This is a genomic window from Candidatus Aeolococcus gillhamiae (assembly GCF_016464765.1).
Classification (GTDB): domain Bacteria; phylum Chloroflexota; class Dormibacteria; order Aeolococcales; family Aeolococcaceae; genus Aeolococcus; species Aeolococcus gillhamiae.
This window is the reverse complement of the sequence record NZ_JAEKNS010000058.1, coordinates 1-18,365: the sequence shown is the minus strand read 5'-3', so window position 1 is coordinate 18,365 and position 18,365 is coordinate 1. Positions and strand designations below refer to the sequence as shown.

Below are 18,365 nucleotides of genomic sequence, written 5' to 3'. Positions count from 1 at the left end.
ATCGGCTGCGCGTCCACATCTCCAGCGCAGCGCGCTCTTCGGATGTCGGCAATAGCGGAGGCGAAGGGTGATTTGCCATACCCGGAAGCGTGCATCATCTCGTACGCATCCGTCTACCTATTCCCCTTCCACTGCACTAGCGGTTCGGCCGGCTGGTCGCGGCCAGGTCCAGGTAGCGGTTCAGTCTCCGCGTGCCCCCGGCCGGCGGCGCCCCGGTAGCATCGTCAGCACTGTGATTCGCGTCCGCCTCGACGGCCACCTTCTCGACGACGTTCACGGGGTCGCCGACCTGGCCGCCGTAAAGACCCGTCCGGGCCAGGTGCTGTGGGTTCACTGCGACGTGCCAGACGACGACGAGGTCGAGGCGCTCGCGGCGCGATTCCACATCCATCCGCTGGCGGTCGAGGACCTGCGCAACAGCAACCAGCGACCCAAGCTCGACGACTACGGTGACCAGCTGTTCGTCGTGCTCTTCGGGGCGCTGGCGCTCCCCGACGGCAGCATCGCCCTCGCAGAGGTCCACTTCCTCATCGGCGACAGCTACCTGGTGACGGTGACCACCGATCGCATGCCGGCCATCGAGACGCTTGAGACGCAGCTCGACAAGCGCCCCGAGCTGTGTGGCCCCTCTGCCGACATGATGTTCTACCGGATCTGCGACAGCCTGGTCGACTCCGTCTTTCCGCTGCTCGATCACATCGGCGCCAACATCGATGCCGTCGAGGATGCGGTTCTCGAGAACCCCGACCGCGAGACGCTGCGCACCATCTTCGGCCTCAAGCGCGACCTGCTGACGCTGCGCCGTGTCACCGGCCCGCAGCGCGACCTTCTGCAGTCGATCACCTCTCCACGCACCCCACGGATCGGCACCGACACGCAGCTGTTTCTCCGCGACGTCTACGACCACACCGTGCGCATCGCCGAGCAGGTGGACTCATTCCGCGACCTGGTGAGCAGCAGCCTCGACGCGTACCTGACCTCGGTCTCCAACCGGCTCGGCGAGCAGACTCGACGGCTGACCGTGGTCGCCACCATCTTCCTCCCGCTCACGTTCCTCACCGGGTTCTTCGGGATGAACTTCGCCTTTCTCGTCGGTCACATCGGCTCGGCGCAGGCGTTCTTCATCGGGCTCGGCGTGATGGCGGTGTCGGTTCCGACCCTGGTTCTGACCGTCACCCGCTTGAACCGACGCGCCGCCCCGCTGCCCGCGGATCCTCGCGCCAGGCGGGGGCTGCGCGTGATGGCCAGGTCCGCGACACGACCGCCCGCGGATGACGCGCAACAGGCGCCGTCGCCGACCACGACACCCTGAGTCGAGGCGGGATCAGCTCCCCGGCAAACCGCGAGGTTCTGCAACCATCCCCGTGCTCGACCTGCGGCGCCCATAGCCTTACAGAACATTCGCAAAGGCTGCCGCACACCCGGCACTTCTGAGTGGTAGGGTCGCGGGGTGTTCCGCCGTTGCTGAGAGGGAACAGGTATTGGCCGTGGCCGGTGTCGACGAGGCGCGAACGGCGGTTCGCCCCCAGGGCGGCGTGGCCGTACGTCTCGACGGGGTGGAGAAGACCTTCGGCAGCATGGCCGCTGTTGCCGGGATCTCGCTCGACATCGCCGATGGCGAGTTCTTCTCCCTTCTCGGCCCCTCCGGGTCCGGCAAGACCACGACGCTGCGGCTGATCGCCGGGTTCGAGCGCCCCACGCGCGGCCGGATCCGGCTCTACGGCGAGGATGTCACCGACCTGCCGCCCTTCGATCGCGACGTCAACACCGTGTTTCAGGACTACGCCTTGTTCCCGCACATGACAGTGGCGCAGAACGTGGGCTACGGGCTGATGGTGCGTCGCGTTGGCCGCCGGGAACGCAGCGCGCGCGTCGATGAGGCGCTGCACACCGTGCGGCTGGACGGCTACGGCGAGCGCCGGCCGTCCCAGCTCAGTGGCGGGCAGAGACAGCGGGTGGCCCTGGCCCGCGCCCTCGTCAACCGTCCGCGGGTGCTGCTGCTGGACGAACCGCTGGGCGCGCTCGACCGCAAGCTCCGCGAGGAGATGCAGGTCGAGCTCAAGGAGATCCAGCGCCGCGTCGGCATCACGTTCATCTTCGTGACTCATGATCAGCAGGAAGCCCTCGCCATGAGCAACCGCATCGCCGTCTTCAATGCGGGCAGCGTCGAACAGGTCGGCACGCCCGACGAGATTTACGAGTCACCGGCGACAACGTTCGTAGCCGATTTCGTGGGCACCTCGAACAAGCTCGATGGTGAGCTCGCGCGCGCCGTCTTCGGTGACGCGCAGCACCGTGCGGTCCGGCCGGAGAGGATCCGCATCCTGCACCCGCAGGAGCAGCCTGCCGCCACCGACCACAGCGTGGCCGGCGTGGTCCGCGACGTCATCTACATGGGTGCCGAGACGCGCTACATCGTCGACATCGGCGGTGCCGGCACGATGCTCGTCGTCCAGCAAAACCTGGCGTCGTCGTCGACCGAGGTCCGCGCCATGGCCGGCCGCCAGGTTCGTCTCGCCTGGGCGCACACCAGCACGCTCAGCTCCAGGCAGCGTCCAACCGTTCACGTCCCCGGGGAGGCAACTGCATGACCAGGAGAGCCGGTCCATCCGTGATCGCTGCGCTCAGCGTGGCGCTGATCGCAGCCTGCGGCGGCGGCGGCGGTGCCGCCACCACGCCGGCCAACACAGGCCCGGCCAGCATCGGCAAGGGTGAAGGCGCCCTGAGCATCATCGTGTGGGCGGGGTATGCCGAGAATGGGTCCAACGACAAGACCGTGGACTGGGTCACCCCGTTCCAGCAGCAGACCGGTTGCGTCACCAATGCCAAGATCGCGGGCACCTCCGATGAGATGGTGTCGCTGATGCAGACCGGCCAGTACGACGGCGTCTCGGCCTCCGGCAACGCCACCCTGCGGCTCATGGTTGGCGGCACGGCGGCACCGGTCAACACCAAGCTGCTCACCAACTATGCAGACATCAACCCCGCGCTCAAGGACCAGCCGTACAACACCTACCAGGGCGTCCACTACGGCGCTCCCCACGGCTGGGGCGCCAACCTGCTGATGTACCGCAGCGACAAGGTGCAACCGGCACCGACCTCCTGGGGTGCGGTGTTTGACCCCAGCTCGCCCTACAAGGGACACGTCACAGCCTATGACGACCCGATCTACATCGCCGACGCCGCGCTCTATCTCAAGTCGACACGACCCGACCTGCACATCACCGACCCCTACGAGCTCAATGACGCCCAGTTCCAGGCGACCGTCGCACTCCTCAAGCAGCAGCGCACCGTGATCGGCCAGTACTGGTCCGACTACACCAAGGCGCAGTCGGCATTCGCCAACGGTGACACCGTCATCGGCACCACCTGGCAGGTGATCGCCAACCTCCTGCTGGCGGACAAGAACCCCACCCCCGTGCACGCGATCGTTCCCAAGGAGGGCTCCACGGGCTGGTCCGACACCTGGATGGTGTCGGCCTCGGCCAAGCATCCCAACTGCATGTACATGTGGATGAACTGGATCACCTCACCAAGCGTGCAGTCACAGGTGGCGCAGTGGTTCGGTGAGGCGCCGGCCAACCTCAAGGCATGTCCCGTCATCGGCCAGACTGACGCGACGTTCTGCCAGACGTACCACGTCGACGACACCGCGTACCTGCACGGGCTATCGTTGTGGAAGGTGCCGCTGAGTGATTGCGGTGACAGCCGTGGCAAGGTCTGCAAGGGCTACCAGGACTGGCTGAGCGCCTGGACCGACATCAAGGGGTAGCAGCCGGGTGTGAAGCCGCTGCAGCTGTGACCCCGCCGTGATGAGCGATCAGGCCGGACCGCTGCTCGGCGGCGGTCCGGTTCGCCGCGTCGCGCGGAGCCTCGAGCGTCACCCGAGGCTCCGCCTGGCCGGCCTGCTTACACCCCCGCTGGGGTGGCTGGGCGTCCTGTACCTCGGTTCGCTCGCACTTCTCCTGGCAGCAGCCTTCTGGCACTACGACAGCGACATCACCTTCGCCGTCACCAAAACATTCACGCTCGAGAACTTCTCGCAGCTGATCGCCGACCCCGTCTACCGCGGCATCGCCGGCCGCACCATCCTGATCGCGCTGCTGGTCACCGTCACCGATGCCGTCCTCGCGCTGCCGATCGCTTTTGTCATGGGCAAGCTCGCGGGCCGCCGGCTCAAGGCGATCCTCGGCATGGCCGTGCTCATGCCACTGTGGACGAGCTATCTGGTGAAGATCCTCGCCTGGCGGCTCATCCTCTCCCAGGGCGGCCTGCTCAACTGGCTCCTCCAGCCTTTCCACCTCTCCGGGCCCGGGTTCGGAGACGTGGCGGTGTACCTGGTGCTGTCGTACATCTGGCTTCCCTACATGATCCTGCCGCTCGCGGCCGGCTTCGAGCGGCTGCCGACGTCGCTGCTCGAGGCCTCCACCGACCTCGGAGCGCGAACCTGGGCCACCTTCCGTCACGTGGTCATCCCGCTGGTGTTCCCGGCGCTGATCGCGGGCTCGATCTTCACGTTCTCGCTGACGCTGGGCGACTACATCGCGGTCAGCCAGGTATCGAGCACGCAGTTCATCGGCAGCGTCGTGTACAGCAACCAGGGCGTCAGCGGCGACCTGCCGCTGGCGGCCGCGTTCGCGATGGTCCCGGTCGCGGTGATGCTCGTCTACCTCGCGCTGGCCCGCCGCGCCGGCGCGTTCCAGGCGTTGTAGAGATGTACATCTCGCGGCGGCTGCGACGATTCCTCACGGGGGCGACCGGATGCCTGCTCGTCGTGGTCTACGTGCCGCTGATGCTCATCATCCTGTACGCATTCAATGAGTCGCGAAGCCAGAAGTGGCCGATCGCCGGGTTCACGACGCACTGGATAACCGAAGCCATCGGCAACTCCGGGGCACGCGACGCGCTCGTCCTCTCCGTCGAGGTCGGACTGGTCGCCACCGCCATCGCGCTCGTGCTCGGCAGCCTGCTGGCCACCGCAGTCAACCGCTTCCGCTTCTTCGGGCGCGAGGCGGTCTCCTTCCTCGTGATCCTGCCGATCGCCCTGCCCGGCATCGTCACCGGCATCGCGCTGAACGCCACCTTCCGCACCCTGTTCGGCGGCCTCAGCCTGCTCACCCTGGTGATCGGCCACGCCACCTTCTGCGTGGTGGTCGTCTACAACAACGTCATCGCGCGACTGCGGCGCACCTCCGGGTCGCTCGTCGAGGCGTCGTCGGACCTCGGCGCTGATCCGTGGCAGACCTTCCGCCACGTGACCTTCCCGGTGATCCGTTCCGCCCTGCTCGCCGGCGCGCTGCTCGCGTTCGCACTCTCGTTCGACGAGATCGTGGTGACCACGTTCACTGCAGGATCGAGCCAGACGCTGCCCATCTGGATCTTCGCCAACCTGTCGCGTCCCAACCAGCTGCCGATCGTCAACGCGGTGGCGCTTGGCGTCATCCTCATCTCAGCGATCCCGGTGTACATCGCCCAGCGCGTCGCTGGCGACGCCGTGAGCATCGGCGAGACCGCCTGACCTAGGCGTGTGGCGGCGCCGGCGGCGCATCCTCCAGCTCGAACACCAGGTCGTCTGGGTAGCAGTAGTACCAGTCCTCTCCCGGCTCGAAGGACCGGATCACGGGGTGCCCGACCGCCCCGTGGTGCGCGGTGGCGTGTTTGCCCGGCGAGGAATCGCAGCAGCCCACGTGGCCGCACTCCTGGCAGACGCGCAGGTGCATCCAGTCGTGTCGCCCGGCGGCGAGGCACTCGACGCAGCCCGTTCCCGAGGGACTGACGTCCTTGATCTGGTCGAGGTGGTGACACTCATCCGCCATGTGGAGTCCTCCGGAGTGGTCGCTAGGGGCGGGTCGAGGCGGGCGCCTGGACGCTGGTCAGGGTGTCGTCCCACGCGAGCAGCCGGGCAAGCCCAGCATAGGTGGAGCTGAGAAAGTCGCGGATCGCGTGGCGCGGATCGGCCGACGACCGAGCCACGTCGTAGGGGAGGCTGAACTCCCGGCCGGGTGCCACGTGGCGCCCTCCGGCTGGATGGCGATGCGGTCCATACCGTCCGGCGGCGGATACGCGTACGCAAAGAACGCCGCCTCGGGGAACCTCTCGTCGCCGGACCACCAGCCGGCGCAGATCTGCTCGGCGTCGTGGCCGCCGCGCGCGATGACTCCCGCGCCCGGCGCCGGTTGGCCCGGCCGTCCCGAGTAGCGGGTGAGCGCCACGTCGAACGACCCCCAGAAGAAGTGCACCGGCGTTGACCCCGGAACGCCGCGTGGTGCTCCTTCATCACCACGTCGACCATCGAGAGCACCGCGAAGAAGCGCGCCGCGTGCTCGGCGACGTACGTGTCGTGGGTGCGGTCCTCGGCGAAGGGGATGGGGTCGTTGACCTCGGAGGGGACGGGATGCATGGACACCTCAATGTGCATGCGCTGCAAAGCGGCCATCACGTCGCTGTAGAAGTCGGCGACGCTTCCTCCCAGGGGGCGTCGGTCCACCTGGCCGTCGCTGCTGCGCAGGACCAGGGCGTGGGCGAGCACGTCGAACTCGGCGTCGAACGTGCGCAGGCCGACCGGAACGGTCGTGGTGCTCAGCCCTCGTGCGGTGACGAACAAGGAACAGCTGGAGGGGGCGCTCGACACCTCGCTGCCCGGCGTGGATCAGCCGGCGCCGGCCGACCAGCGCGGGTCGCGGCCGAACCAACCGGCGAGCCGCTCATACACGGGCGCTGTGTCGGCAACCGGCACCTCCGCGCCGAACGCCTTGCCCTCGTCCTCGGGGCCGCGGAACTGCGCCTTGAGGTTCTGCGTGGCCCAGCGCAGCCCGTGCTCCGCCACCTCGGGGTCGAGGTCCTCACTCTGGCCCGTGGCCCGCGCCAGGTCCCAGGCGTGCACCGCGAATTCGGCGATCTGCTGGTCGACGCGAGACAGCAGCGGCGCCTCGCCACCCATGCTGGGCACAAGTGACTTCAGGTCGGCGCTCTCCCAGGCCGCATCGAGCTGGTGCCGTGACGACGCAAATGACCCGGCCCAGTCGTCACCGAGGTTGCCTGTCGGACCGCCCCATGCGGGCTTCTCGCCGCGCACTGCGGCGGCGAAGTTTCCGGGGTCGTTGATGAGGTGCTCGACGAGGTGGCGCACCGTCCACGACCGGCATGGCGTGGGCAGCGCCGCCTGCTCGGGCGTGGTCGCAGCGATCAGCCGCTGCGCCTGGTCGAGGCCTCGCGAGAGAAGCTGCAGCGGCTGTGGCTGATCTGCCATGTGGCCTCCGACACTGGGGATGCGGTCGAGGTGGCGTATTGTCGCTGTCGAGCCAGAGAGGGGGGAGTCGTCATGACCACCGAGATTCACGCTCCCGCGACGGCGGACGCGCCGCCGCGCGACTCGCGAACGGACGTCGACGCCGATCTCGCGATGCTCGCGCAGCACGACGACCAGTGGGCCCGCCTGCCGGTCTCGGCCAAGATCGAGTTCCTCCGCGGGCTTGCCCGCAAGACGGCCGCGCAGGCGCAGCGATGGGTGCGCGCGGCGTGTCGCGCCAAGGGCCTCGACCCGGAGTCGGCGCTGGCAGGTGAGGAATGGAGCTCGGGTCCCTGGGCGTTCCTCTGCGGCGTCAACCGCCTCGCCGAGACCCTGAGCGACATTGCGCGGTCGGGCGCGCCCCGTATGCGCAGGGGCAGCGTGCACACGCGTCCGGATGGCCAGGTCGTCGTCGACGTGTTCCCGCAGAGCGGGTGGGACAGGCTGCTGCTCAGTGGCGTCAGCGCGCAAGTATGGATGCAGCGCGGCGTGACCGAGGAGAACCTCAGCGACACCATGGCCGTGTTCTACCGGCAGAGCGACCCGTCCGGGGCCGTCACGCTGGTGCTCGGTGCCGGCAACATCGCCAGCATCCCGCCGCTCGACGTGCTCTACAAGCTGTACGCGGAAGGCCGCGTGTGCCTGCTCAAGATGAACCCGGTCAACGACTACCTGGGGCCGGTGTTCGAGGAGATCTTCGCCGACCTGGTGCGCGCGGGGTTTGTCCGTTTCGCATACGGCGGCGCCGAGATTGGCGAATATCTGACCACGCACCGGGACGTTGACGAGATCCACATCACCGGCAGCAGCCGCACCCACGATGCGATCGTCTTCGGCGGCGGCGAGGAGGGCAGGGCGCGCAAGGCGTCCGGGCAACCGGCCAGCACCAAGAGGATGACCAGTGAGCTCGGCAACGTGAGCCCGACGATCGTCGTGCCCGGTCCATGGTCGGACCGCGACCTCACCTTCCAGGCAGAGCACATCGCCACCCAGAAGTTGCACAACTCCGGTTTCAACTGCATCGCCTCCCAGGTGCTGATCACCCACGACGGATGGGACCAGGCGGATGCTCTGCTGCACCGCGTCGCCACGGTCATGTCGACGGCAACCCGGCGGCCGGCGTACTACCCCGGCGCTGACCAACGCCAGCGCGACATGACCGCGTCCCACCAACGCGCCACCACTCTCGGTGGCGACGCGGCGGCGCCGACCACGCTGATCACCGGCCTGGACAGCGCCGACGAGTCGGAGAGCTGCTTTCGCGACGAGGCCTTCGGGCCGGTGCTCACCGCCACCACCCTCGACGGCGCCAACGTCGACGACTTCCTCGAGCGCGCCGTGGATTTCTGCAACGACCGGCTCTGGGGCACGCTCGGCGCCAACATCATCATCCACCCCAGCACCGCACGCCGGCATGCAGCGGCCCTGGACCGCGCCATCGCTCGGTTGCGTTACGGCTGCATCGGCGTCAACGCCTGGACTGGCGTCGGCTTCCTGCTCGCGCAGGTGAGCTGGGGAGCGTTCCCGGGACACACCCGCGACGACATCCAGAGCGGCATCGGCGTCGTGCACAACAGCATGCTCTTCGACCGCCCCGAGAAGAGCGTGGTATGGGCCCCGTTCCGTCCCTACCCGCGCAGCGTCGTCCACGGCCATCCCACGCTGCTGCCCAAGCCACCGTGGTTCGTATCGCACCGTCAGGCCCATCGCGTCGTCGAGCGGCTCACCCTGTTCGAGGCGGATCACTCGGCGAGGTACGTCCCCGGAATCTTCCTGGCCGCGCTGCGGGGGTGACCGGCGCCGGCACCATCGCGCAGATGCGATGCTCGGCTCGATGACCGAGGGGATCACTCCGGGCGAGCGCTTTGCCGACCCGCGCGTGTGGGAGGCGGACGCGGTTGACGGCCCGCACATCTGGCGCACGCTTGGCTACCGGCGCACGGACTGGCGCCCGGGGTCGACGTCGATCGAGTGGACCGCCACTGCGGAGTACTGCTTTCCCACCGCCGACGGCGCGGTCGTGCAGGGCGGGCTGGTGACCGCTCTGCTGGACGCCGCAATGGGCGGCGCGTGCTGGACGGTGCTCGACCTCGACCAGGTGTTCCTCACCGCCGACCTGCGCGTCGAGTTCGTGCGGGTGTCGCGCCCCGGTCTGCTGAGCGCCACCGGGACGGTGGTTCGACGAACCCGGCGGGTTGTGTTCTGCGCGGCGGAGATGCACGACGCCGCCGGTGCTCTACTGGCATCGAGCCGTTGCACCCAGGTGGTCCTGCCCAATGCCGGACCGTTCGGTCGCCGCGGTGTCGCCGACGACAGCGGCGCGCCGCCGGAGGACGCCCGTGGCTGAGTCGCTCAACCTCGCTCAGCTCGCCGAGGATTCGCTGGCTCGCGTCGGCGACCACGACGCGCTCGTCTTCGAGGGGGAGACGTGGCGGTCGGCGGCCTTGCATGAGCGCGCTCGCCGCGTCGCCACGGGGCTCGCCGCCCTGGGGGTGCAGCCCGGCGACCGCGTGGTGGTGCTCATGGCCAACTGCCCAGAGGTGCTGATCACCTACAACGCGATCTGGCGCGCCGGCGCGGTGGTCACGCCGGTGGTGTTCCTGGTGACGGCAGCGGAGCTCGGTCACATCCTCGTCGACTCCAGTGCGGTCGCGGTGGTCACCACGCCGGAGCTGTTGGCCGTGGTGCGCGACGCGGCGGCAACCGCGCCCACTGTGCGGCACATCGTCGTCGCCAGCGGCGGCGACGCAGAGGCAGACGCCGTGGATGGCGCCGGCGCACGACGCGTCGACTTCGTTGAGCTGGAGGCGGACGAGCCTGGCCGGCTCGTCTACCGCGGCGACGACGAGCTGGCCGCGCTCATGTACACCGGCGGCACCACCGGGCGCGCCAAGGGCGTGGCGCTCAGCCACCGTAACCTGTGGCGCACCGGCAAGAGCGCGTGGCAGTCCTCCAACGTCCCCGGCCTCACCAGGGTGATCACCCCACTGCCCCTGTCACACGCGTATGGGATGATCGTCACGATCGTCGGCATGCACGCGGATGAGCCGAGCCTCGCGGTCATCCAGCGCTGGTTCAACACCGCCGAATGGGTGACGCTGTGCGAGCGTTACGGCTGCCAGCGGACCGCGCTCGTCCCCGCCATGATGCAGATGCTGCTGGCGGAGCCCCTCGAGGAGGCTCACCTGGAGTCGCTCCGCTATGTCACCAGCGGCGCCGCGCCGTTGGCGCTCGAGGTTCTGCGCGAGTTCGAGCGCAGGGTTCCGTCCGCCGAGATCCTCGAGGGCTACGGCTGCACCGAGACGTCTGCGGTGATCTCGTCGAGCCCGCCGGCGAGGCGTCGCGTCGGCAGCGTCGGCGTGCCGATCAGGGACTGCGAGGTGCGCATCCTCGACGACGCAGACCGCCCGCTCGGGGTCGGCGAGGATGGCGAGATCTGCGTGCGCAGCCCGGGAGTGATGAGCGGGTACTGGAACGCTCCGCAGGAGACCGCGGAGGCCCTGCGCGACGGCTGGCTGCATACCGGCGACGTCGGCCACTTCGACTCTGACGGGTACCTCTACGTGGTGGACCGCAAGAAGGACCTCATCCTGCGCGGTGGGTTCAACGTCTTTCCGCGCGACGTCGAGGATGTGCTTCTCTCCCATGCGGATGTGACGATGGCCGGCGTCGTGGGTCGCCCGGACCCGCGGCTCGGGGAGGAGGTCGTCGCGTTCGTGACCATCCGTCCCGGCGCGAGCGTCACCGCGGACGAGCTCATCGCCCACGCCCGCTCGCGCCTTTCCGCCACCAAGTCCCCACGCGAGGTCCAGCTGGTGGAGAGCATGCCGCTGACCAGCGTCGGCAAGCTGGACCGCAAGGCGTTGCGCGCCCTGCTCGCCGATTGCGCGCCCGTGCGCTAGGCTCCGCGCACTGTGGACCTCAGCCTCACGCCCTCGGAGCTGCAATTCCGCGACGAGGTGCGGGCATGGCTCGCCGAGCACCAGCCCGGTCCCGAGCCTGAGGGCTCCGAGAACGTCATCGACTTCCGCCTGCGCTGGCAGCGCACCCTCTTCGACGCCGGCTACGTGGGAATCTCGTGGCCCCGCGAGCACGGCGGGCGCGGCGCCACCCTCATGGAGCAGGCAATCTTCAACGAGGAGATGGTGCGCGGCAAGGCGCCGCCGCCCGCCAACGTGCTCGGATTGGTCATGGGGGGGCCGGTGATCATCACCCACGGCACCGATGAGCAGCGCGCCCGTTTTCTTGCGCCCATCCTCAACGGTGAGGAGGTGTGGTGCCAGGGGTTCAGCGAGCCGAACGCGGGCAGCGACCTCGCCGCGCTGACCACCTCGGCGGTTCACGAGGACGGCGGTTGGAAGATCAATGGGCAGAAGGTATGGACGTCGCTGGCGCACCGCGCCAAGTGGTGCATGCTGGTTGCCAAGACCAGCGACGACCGCCCTCACCACAACCTGACCTATTTCATCTGCGACATGAAGCAGCCGGGTGTCGAGATCCGTCCGTTGCGCCAGGCCACCGGTGAATCCGAGTTCAACGAGATCTTCTTCAACGACGCGTTCGTTCCCGACGACAACGTGATCGGCGAGGTCGGCGACGGCTGGCGGGTGGCCATCACCACCCTGATGTTCGAGCGCGCCGGCCTCAGCGCCGGATCCGCGCTGGCCATCAAGATGCAGATCGATGAGCTCGCTGCGCTGATCCGCCAACGCGGCCTGCAGAACGACGGGGTGATTCGCCGCCGCCTCAGCGAGCTCGTTGTCGCCACCGAGACGATGCGCCTCAACGGCTTCCGCGGCCTGTCGCGCGTGATCGAGCACGGCGTTCCCGGGCCGGAGGGATCGATCGCCAAGGTCCAGTGGGCCGACATCAACCAGCGCCTCGGCGAGCTCGCCCTCGACGTGCTCGGCGCCGACGGGCTCGCCGTCGACCCGGTGTGGACCCGGCGGATGCTGCGTGCCCGGGCCAACTCCATCGAGGGCGGCACCAGCGAGATCCAGCGCAACATCCTCGCCGAGCGCGTGCTGGCACTCCCGCGCATGCGCTGAGAGAACACGCCATGCGATTCGATCTCACCGACGACCAGCGCGCCGTGCGCGACGCCATCGACGAGCTCTGCCGCGCCCGCTGGGACCCGGCGACGATGCGCCGCCACCTGCGCGGCGAGGACGACGGTTCGGGTCTGTGGCGTGAGCTGGCGAGCGCCGGATGGACAGGCGCGGCGATCGCCGAGCAGTACGGCGGCCAGGGCCTGGGCACAGTCGAGCTGTCACTCGTGAACGAGGGCCTGGGCCGCGCCCTGGCTCCATCGAGCTTCTTCGGCAACATGGCCGCAGGTCTGCTCGTCGAGATGGCGGGCAGCCAGGAGCAGAAGCAGCAGTGGCTGCCGGGATTCGCCGCTGGCGAGTCGCGCGGCGCCATCGGCATGCTCAAACCGGATGGCACCGCTCTCGCGTTCGACGCCGAGGGCGCCGCCGCGGTTGTGCTGGTGGGTGACGGCAGGGCGATGATCGCGAGCAGTGCCGACTGCCGGTCCGAGGCGATCGACGGCGTCGACCTCACCCGACGCCTGTCACGTCTGCGCGTCAGCGAGTCCGACGAGCTGAGTGGCGACGTCGCCGCCGCGGTTGACCGCCTCGAGGTGGCGTTGAGCGCCGAGCTGGTCGGCGTCGCCAACCGCGCCATGGACCTGGCGGTCGACCACGCGCGTACCCGTCAGCAGTTCGGGCGCCCCATCGGGGCCTACCAGGCCGTGTCACATCGCTGCGCCGACATGCTCATCGACGTCGAGAGCGCGCGCAGCGCGGTGCTCGGTGCGGCCTGGACCGCGGACCACGACGCGGAGACGCTGCCCTTCGCCGCCTCGGTCGCCAAGGTCGCGGCAGCGCAGGGCGCCTGGCGGGTCACGGCCGCATCGCTGCAGGTGCACGGTGGCATCGGGTTCACCTGGGAGCATGACTGCCACCTGCTGCTGCGCCGCGCCGCCGCGTCGAGCCGCCTGCTCGGCAGCGTCGACTTCCACCTCGACCGGCTGTCCCGTCTGCGCGGCCTCGGACCGGTGGGGGAGGCGGTGAGTGCGTAGGCAGCGCCGCGATCAGCGCTGTTGCTGTTGCTGCTGCTGCCAGTGCACCGCGGCGCCGCGCTGCACGGTCTCCACCTGTTGCTGCGAGATCCGTGTGATGCGCACCAGCACCTCCGGGGTGCTCCCCTCCGCCGTCCCGTAGAAGAGCCCGCGATGCGGCGCCACGTCGCTGTAGTCGCGTCCGGCGGCAAGGCGCAGGTGGTTGGCGCCGGTGTAGCCACCGTGGGTGGGGTCCAACCCCACCCAGCGGCCGTCGGCGCCGCACACCTCCGCCCAGGCGTGTGACTGGCCCGCGATGAACATCTGGTCGCCGGCGGGACCGAGATAGCCACTGACGTAGCGCGCCGGCCAGCCCGCACTGCGGACCATGGCCAGGAAGAGGTGGCTGAAGTCCTGGCAGACGCCGGCCCCTCCTTGGAGCAGGTCGTCGATGCTCGATTCCACCGTGGTGGCACCGGTGACGTAACGCAACTCCTTGGGGATGCGCTCCGCCGTGGCCAGTACGGCGTCGAAGCTGCGGTCCTCGCCATTCCACTCCCGCCACAGGCTCTTCGTCGCCGCGGCGAGCGGTACGCGCGGGCTGGGCAGCACGTACTCGAGGCGCGGATCCCCGGCCAGAACGTCCTCCGACCATTCCGGCAGACGGCGGCGGCGCGGCTCGCTGTTCTCCACCACCGCGTCCACGATGAACTCGAGCACATCGTGCGGCGAGGTCACGTCGACGCGGTGCACGTAGTTGCCGAAGTAGTCGATCCGGCTGCGCGGCACCGCTGCGGGGTTGCTCAGCAGCGAGAACGCCAGCGTGCGCTGCGAGCCGCGGTCGCGTGGACGCATCCGCACCTCGTTGAACGACAGCGAGACGGGATCGGTGTAGCGCAGCGTGGTGTGGTGCCACACCGCGTAGGTCAGCGACTCAGCACCCATGTGTCCTTGCTCCCTCCACCCTGAGAGGAGTTGACCACCAGGGTGTGCGAGTCCGGTGCCACGCGGGTCAGTCCGCCGGGCGTGATCCACGGGCGTTCGTCGAGAAGCACGAAGGGACGGAGATCGACGGCGCGAGGCTCCAGGCCGCCGTCGGAACGCAGGCAGATCGCCCTGCTCAGCTCGACCTCCTCCTGCGCCAACCACTGTCGCGGCGCGGCCTCGATCCTGGCGATCAGCTCAGCGCGCTCGGCGGACCCGACGAGGCGGCCGAAGTGGATGTCGTAGCCACCACTGGCATCGACCGGCTTGAGCACCATCCTGTCGAAGTGGTTGATGACGTGCTGGCGCTGCACACGGTCGGCGAGGTCGAAGGTGGCCACGTTGTCCATCAGCGGCTCCTCACCTAGGTAGTAGCGGATCATCGCCGGGACGTAGGGGTAGATCGCCTTGTCGTCGGCAACGCCGGTGCCGGGTGCGTTGGCGATGGCCACGTTGCCGCGCCGCCATGCTTCGATGATGCCGGGCGCGCCGAGCATCGACTCACTGCGGAACACCAGCGGGTCGAGCCATTCGCTGTTGACGCGCGAGTAGATGACGTCGACGCGCTGGATTGCACCCTCTGCGTCGCGGCGGTAGACCTCGTCCTCGGAGACAATCAGGTCGTGGCCCTCGACCAGGGTCGCTCCCATCTCCTCGGCGAGCAGCTTGTGCTCGTAGTACGCCGCGTTGTACGGCCCCGGGGTGAGCACCGCGATGGCGGCGTCCCACGGTCGCGGAGCGATCCGCTGCAGGATGCGGCAGAGCCGCTTGGTGTACTCGTCGATGCGCCGCACCGCGTTGGTGGCGAACCATTCCGGTGCCACCTTCTCCATGGCTCGCCGCGCCTCGAGTGCGTAGGCCACGCCGCTGGGCACCCTGACATTGTCCTCGAGGACGCAGAAGGTCCCGTGCACCCGAACCACGTCGATGCCCGCCACATGGCACCACGTCGCGCGCGGCGGTCGGGTCCCGACGAGGTCCCTGAGGTAGCCGGTGCTGCTGTACACGAGCCGGCCCGGCACCACACCGTGGCGGAGCGCGCGCTGCGCCCCGTAGCAGTCGGAAACGAAATGGTCGAGCGCCATCGCCCGTTGGGATAGGGCGCGATGCACGGTGCGCCATTCCGAGGCGCCGATGACCCGCGGGATGGGGTCGAAGGGAAAGATCGGAGCCGTCCCGTCGGCGGGGACACCGAAGGTGACGTCGCGGTCGGCGAACCACTGCTGGGCCCCGCTCCGGATCCTGGGGAGGTCACCGGGGGAACGGACCACGGCGCCGAGCAGCTCGATGTAGGGCCTGCGGGCGTTCCCGTCCGGCGTCACGCATTCGTCGGCACCGGCCGGAAGGGTCGCAGGCGACTGCATCTGCGCCATTGTCGATGCAGACTACTCTCTGACGGTAGACTGCCAGCGTGCCGGAGGACTCTCGCCGTCAGGTGCGTGTCGGCTGTGAGTTCGTCCACGACCTCAGCTGGCCGGTGACACTCGTTCTCCAGGTGGAGCCGCGCCCGGACGCAGTGCTCGCCATCACGCGGCCTCAACTGCAGACCGAACCCGCGGTGCCGATGCAGACCTATGCAGACATCTACGGAAACGTCTGCAGACGCCTGACGCTCCGCCCCGGGCGCACGCACATCCGTTACGAGGCCGAGGTGGAGGTGGACGCCGGGGTCGATGAGGACGACCCCTCCGCTGCCCTGACCGCCGTCGCAGACCTTCCCGCCGAGGTCCTGCACTACACGCTGGCCAGCCGTTACTGCGAGTCCGACCGTCTCTCCAACACAGCCTGGGCCCTGTTCGGTGCCATCCCTGAGGGTTGGGAGCGCGTCCGGGCCGTTGTGGACTGGGTGCACAACAACATCACCTTTGCGATGGGCAGCAGTGACACGAGCACGGGCGCCACCCACATCTACGTGCAGCGCCGCGGGGTCTGTCGCGACTTCACCCACCTCGCGGTTGCGTTTCTGCGCTCCTTAAATGTCCCCACGCGCTACTGCTTCGGTTATCTTCCTGACATCGACGTCATGCCCGTCCCCGAGCCCATGGACTTCGCCGCGTGGCTGGAGGCGTACATCGGCGACCGCTGGTACACCTTCGATCCGCGCAACAACGAGCGCAGGACCGGCCGGGTGGTGGTGGGTCGCGGCCGTGACGCGGCGGACGTAGCCATGCTGACCAGTTATGGACGTGCTCCGCTGGCGGCGATGCGGGTGGCCGCGGAACCCGCCGGCGCCACACCGTGGTCGAGCGCCGATCCGCCGGTGCGCGGCGTTTTCGAGGATGAATCGTGAAGCTGCCGCTCGGCGACGAGTTCGACAGCTTCGACGACCCGGTGGACTTGACCGGTGTCGACACGTCGGCAATCGACTGGACCCGTGTGCGGCGCAGCGCCTACGTCATCCAGCAGAGCATCACGTACCAGTACGACGGCCCCGTTCATCGCCTCCGTCAGCGGCTGGTGGTGCAACCGCGCGAGCACCACGGTGACCAGCGTCGTGTCTCGCGTCGCGTCGAGGTGGTCGACGCCACGGCCAAGCGGGTGCGGGCCGCGCCGGATGCCTTCGGCAACCACGTCGTCGACATCGAGGTCCCCTACGTCGCCGAGCAGGTGACATTCCTCTCGTCGAGCGTGGTGGAGCGCAGGTCGGACCAGCAGCACCTCGCCGCGGGGAGCCTGCTCCACGACCGCCGGCTTCTCGACACCACGCCCCTGACCGCCGCCGACGGTGACCTCGATGCCCTGATCAACGACCTGCGCGACACCCGCCTGCAGGGAAGTGAGCTTGCGCTCGCCGCCTGCCATCGTGTCTACCAGCTCATGACGTACGCCCACGACGTCACCACCGTTCGCACCACCGCCACTGAAGCCTTCGCCAAACGCACCGGTGTCTGCCAGGACTTCGCCCACGTGCTCTTGGCCATCACCCGCGGGCTGGGGCTGCCGTCCCGCTACGTCTCCGGCCAGCTGCTCGGTTCGGGCGGCTCGCATGCGTGGGTCGAGGTCCTTGTGCCGGACGGGGCCGGCCATGCGCGGGTGATGGCGCTCGACCCCACCCACGGCTGCAGCATCGGCATGACCTATCTGACCGTCGCGGTGGGCCGTGATTACGCGGACGTGGCGCCGGTGTCGGGCTCGTACGTGGCCCCGCACGCGGGCACGCTGACGATGCGCAAGCGAGTCTCATTGATGCGCATCGACAACGACGAGGGCGAGGACAAGCTGGTCAGCTGAGCAGATCGCGGGCGACGGCTCCGTACAGCTCGACGGTGAGACGCAGCGACTCCTGGTCGACGCGCTCATCGTTGGCGTGGAACATCTCGCTGAACTGCTGCAGCGACATCGCTCGGCTGTATAGGGCCATGCCGTACGCCGGCACGCCCATGGCGCGAAAGAAGCGCGCGTCGGTCCCGCCGGGCGTCAGCGTGGGGATGCAGCGCGCTTCCGGGTACACCGCCGTGGCGGCGCGATTGATGGCGTCCCACAGCGGAGTGTCCACCGGCGACTCGGACGGATCGTCTCGCTGCATCACCTCGATCTCGACCGCGCTGCGCAGCGGACCGAGCGCGGTGTCGAAGAACTCGAGCACGTCCTCATCCGTCTGCCCCGGCACCTTGCGGATGTCCACCTCGATGTCGACTCTCCCAGGGATGACGTTCGTCTTCTCACCGCCACGGATGACGTTGGGGCTGGCGGTGAGGTGGGTGAGCGCGTGTGCCATCCCGGCGAGCCCGCGAGGCAATTGGTCCAGCCCCTCCCAGATGCGGGCTGGGTCGACGAGAGCCTCGGCGATCGCCGGCTCGAACCCCATGCCGGCGACCCACCGCCGCCAGGCCTCGGTGATGTGCGCCGCGGTCGGGTACGCCGAGAGGCGGGTGACCACCTCAGCGGCTTTGACGAGCGCGTTGTCGGCGTGCAGCGGTCGCGAGCCATGCCCTGGCGTGCCGTGGACCTTCACCCGGCACCAGCAGATGCCCTTCTCGCCGACGGTGACGCCGATGCGCTCTCCCGCCGCGGTGTGCTGCAGCACACCGC

17 protein-coding genes and 1 pseudogene are annotated in these 18,365 nt (G+C 68.8%); 12 read left to right on the top strand and 6 right to left on the bottom strand.

Going from position 1 to position 18,365, the window contains the following annotated elements:
• The first annotated feature begins 232 nt into the window (after positions 1-232).
• From corA to JF886_RS05080, 5 genes are all read left to right on the top strand, one after another.
• Entirely contained in the window at positions 233-1,312 is a 1,080-nt protein-coding gene (corA, locus tag JF886_RS05100) for a magnesium/cobalt transporter CorA (RefSeq protein WP_337310234.1), read from the top strand.
• Positions 1,313-1,577: 265 nt separating this feature from the next.
• Entirely contained in the window at positions 1,578-2,591 is a 1,014-nt protein-coding gene (locus JF886_RS05095) for an ABC transporter ATP-binding protein (protein ID WP_337310235.1), read from the top strand.
• Entirely contained in the window at positions 2,588-3,772 is a 1,185-nt protein-coding gene (locus JF886_RS05090; protein ID WP_337310232.1) for an ABC transporter substrate-binding protein, read from the top strand. The genes JF886_RS05095 and JF886_RS05090 overlap by 4 nt, the downstream gene beginning before the upstream one ends.
• A gap of 40 nt (positions 3,773-3,812) precedes the next feature.
• The gene (locus JF886_RS05085; RefSeq protein ID WP_337310230.1) at positions 3,813-4,712 is read left to right on the top strand and encodes an ABC transporter permease; all 900 of its coding nucleotides are present in this window, start codon (positions 3,813-3,815) and stop codon (positions 4,710-4,712) included.
• Between the two features lie 2 nt (positions 4,713-4,714).
• Positions 4,715-5,518, top strand: coding sequence for an ABC transporter permease (locus JF886_RS05080; RefSeq protein WP_337310229.1), 804 nt, complete (start codon positions 4,715-4,717; stop codon positions 5,516-5,518).
• Between the two features lies 1 nt (position 5,519).
• Here the strand turns inward: JF886_RS05080 and JF886_RS05075 are convergent, their stop codons facing one another.
• The 3 genes and pseudogenes from JF886_RS05075 to JF886_RS05065 all read right to left on the bottom strand — a co-directional run bounded on the left by JF886_RS05075 (position 5,520) and on the right by JF886_RS05065 (position 7,249).
• Positions 5,520-5,816 (bottom strand): UBP-type zinc finger domain-containing protein, encoded by a 297-nt coding sequence (locus tag JF886_RS05075; protein ID WP_337310227.1) that lies wholly within the window; start codon positions 5,814-5,816, stop codon positions 5,520-5,522.
• 22 nt (positions 5,817-5,838) lie between these two features.
• Positions 5,839-6,631, bottom strand: a pseudogene (locus tag JF886_RS05070) (DUF5996 family protein).
• 18 nt (positions 6,632-6,649) lie between these two features.
• A complete protein-coding gene (locus JF886_RS05065) occupies positions 6,650-7,249 on the bottom strand; it encodes a TIGR03086 family metal-binding protein (protein ID WP_337310225.1) in 600 nt (199 codons plus the stop codon).
• Between the two features lie 72 nt (positions 7,250-7,321).
• On the opposite strand from JF886_RS05065, the gene JF886_RS05060 reads away from it, so the two are divergent.
• Genes JF886_RS05060 through JF886_RS05040 form a run of 5 tightly spaced genes read left to right on the top strand, consistent with a single transcriptional unit; the run spans position 7,322 to position 13,370 of the window.
• Positions 7,322-9,082: an aldehyde dehydrogenase family protein gene (locus JF886_RS05060; protein ID WP_337310224.1), complete on the top strand. Its 1,761-nt coding sequence runs from the start codon at positions 7,322-7,324 to the stop codon at positions 9,080-9,082.
• A 40-nt stretch (positions 9,083-9,122) separates the two neighbouring features.
• The gene (locus JF886_RS05055; protein WP_337310223.1) at positions 9,123-9,635 is read left to right on the top strand and encodes a PaaI family thioesterase; all 513 of its coding nucleotides are present in this window, start codon (positions 9,123-9,125) and stop codon (positions 9,633-9,635) included.
• The gene (locus JF886_RS05050; protein ID WP_337310221.1) at positions 9,628-11,190 is read left to right on the top strand and encodes a class I adenylate-forming enzyme family protein; all 1,563 of its coding nucleotides are present in this window, start codon (positions 9,628-9,630) and stop codon (positions 11,188-11,190) included. The genes JF886_RS05055 and JF886_RS05050 overlap by 8 nt, the downstream gene beginning before the upstream one ends.
• Before the next feature lie 12 nt (positions 11,191-11,202).
• Complete coding sequence (locus JF886_RS05045; protein ID WP_337310219.1) at positions 11,203-12,336, top strand: acyl-CoA dehydrogenase family protein; 1,134 nt, start codon at positions 11,203-11,205, stop codon at positions 12,334-12,336.
• A gap of 11 nt (positions 12,337-12,347) precedes the next feature.
• Positions 12,348-13,370, top strand: a complete 1,023-nt coding sequence (locus JF886_RS05040; RefSeq protein WP_337310217.1) for an acyl-CoA dehydrogenase family protein — start codon at positions 12,348-12,350, stop codon at positions 13,368-13,370.
• A gap of 12 nt (positions 13,371-13,382) precedes the next feature.
• Here JF886_RS05040 and JF886_RS05035 read toward each other — a convergent pair whose 3' ends face one another.
• Complete coding sequence (locus JF886_RS05035) at positions 13,383-14,294, bottom strand: transglutaminase family protein (protein ID WP_337310215.1); 912 nt, start codon at positions 14,292-14,294, stop codon at positions 13,383-13,385.
• Positions 14,276-15,697 carry a circularly permuted type 2 ATP-grasp protein gene (locus JF886_RS05030; protein ID WP_337310213.1) on the bottom strand — a complete coding sequence of 474 codons (1,422 nt, stop codon included), beginning with the start codon at positions 15,695-15,697 and terminating at the stop codon, positions 14,276-14,278. Before JF886_RS05030 ends, JF886_RS05035 begins: the two co-directional genes overlap by 19 nt.
• A 47-nt stretch (positions 15,698-15,744) precedes the next feature.
• On the opposite strand from JF886_RS05030, the gene JF886_RS05025 reads away from it, so the two are divergent.
• Complete coding sequence (locus tag JF886_RS05025) at positions 15,745-16,623, top strand: transglutaminase-like domain-containing protein (RefSeq protein WP_337310211.1); 879 nt, start codon at positions 15,745-15,747, stop codon at positions 16,621-16,623.
• Positions 16,620-17,564: a transglutaminase domain-containing protein gene (locus tag JF886_RS05020; RefSeq protein ID WP_337310209.1), complete on the top strand. Its 945-nt coding sequence runs from the start codon at positions 16,620-16,622 to the stop codon at positions 17,562-17,564. Before JF886_RS05025 ends, JF886_RS05020 begins: the two co-directional genes overlap by 4 nt.
• On the opposite strand, the gene JF886_RS05015 is transcribed toward JF886_RS05020, so the two are convergent.
• Positions 17,557-18,365, bottom strand: an 809-nt coding sequence (locus tag JF886_RS05015) for a M20/M25/M40 family metallo-hydrolase (protein WP_337310207.1), incomplete at its 5' end; no start/stop codon positions are given. The two genes, JF886_RS05020 and JF886_RS05015, sit on opposite strands and share 8 nt — an antisense overlap.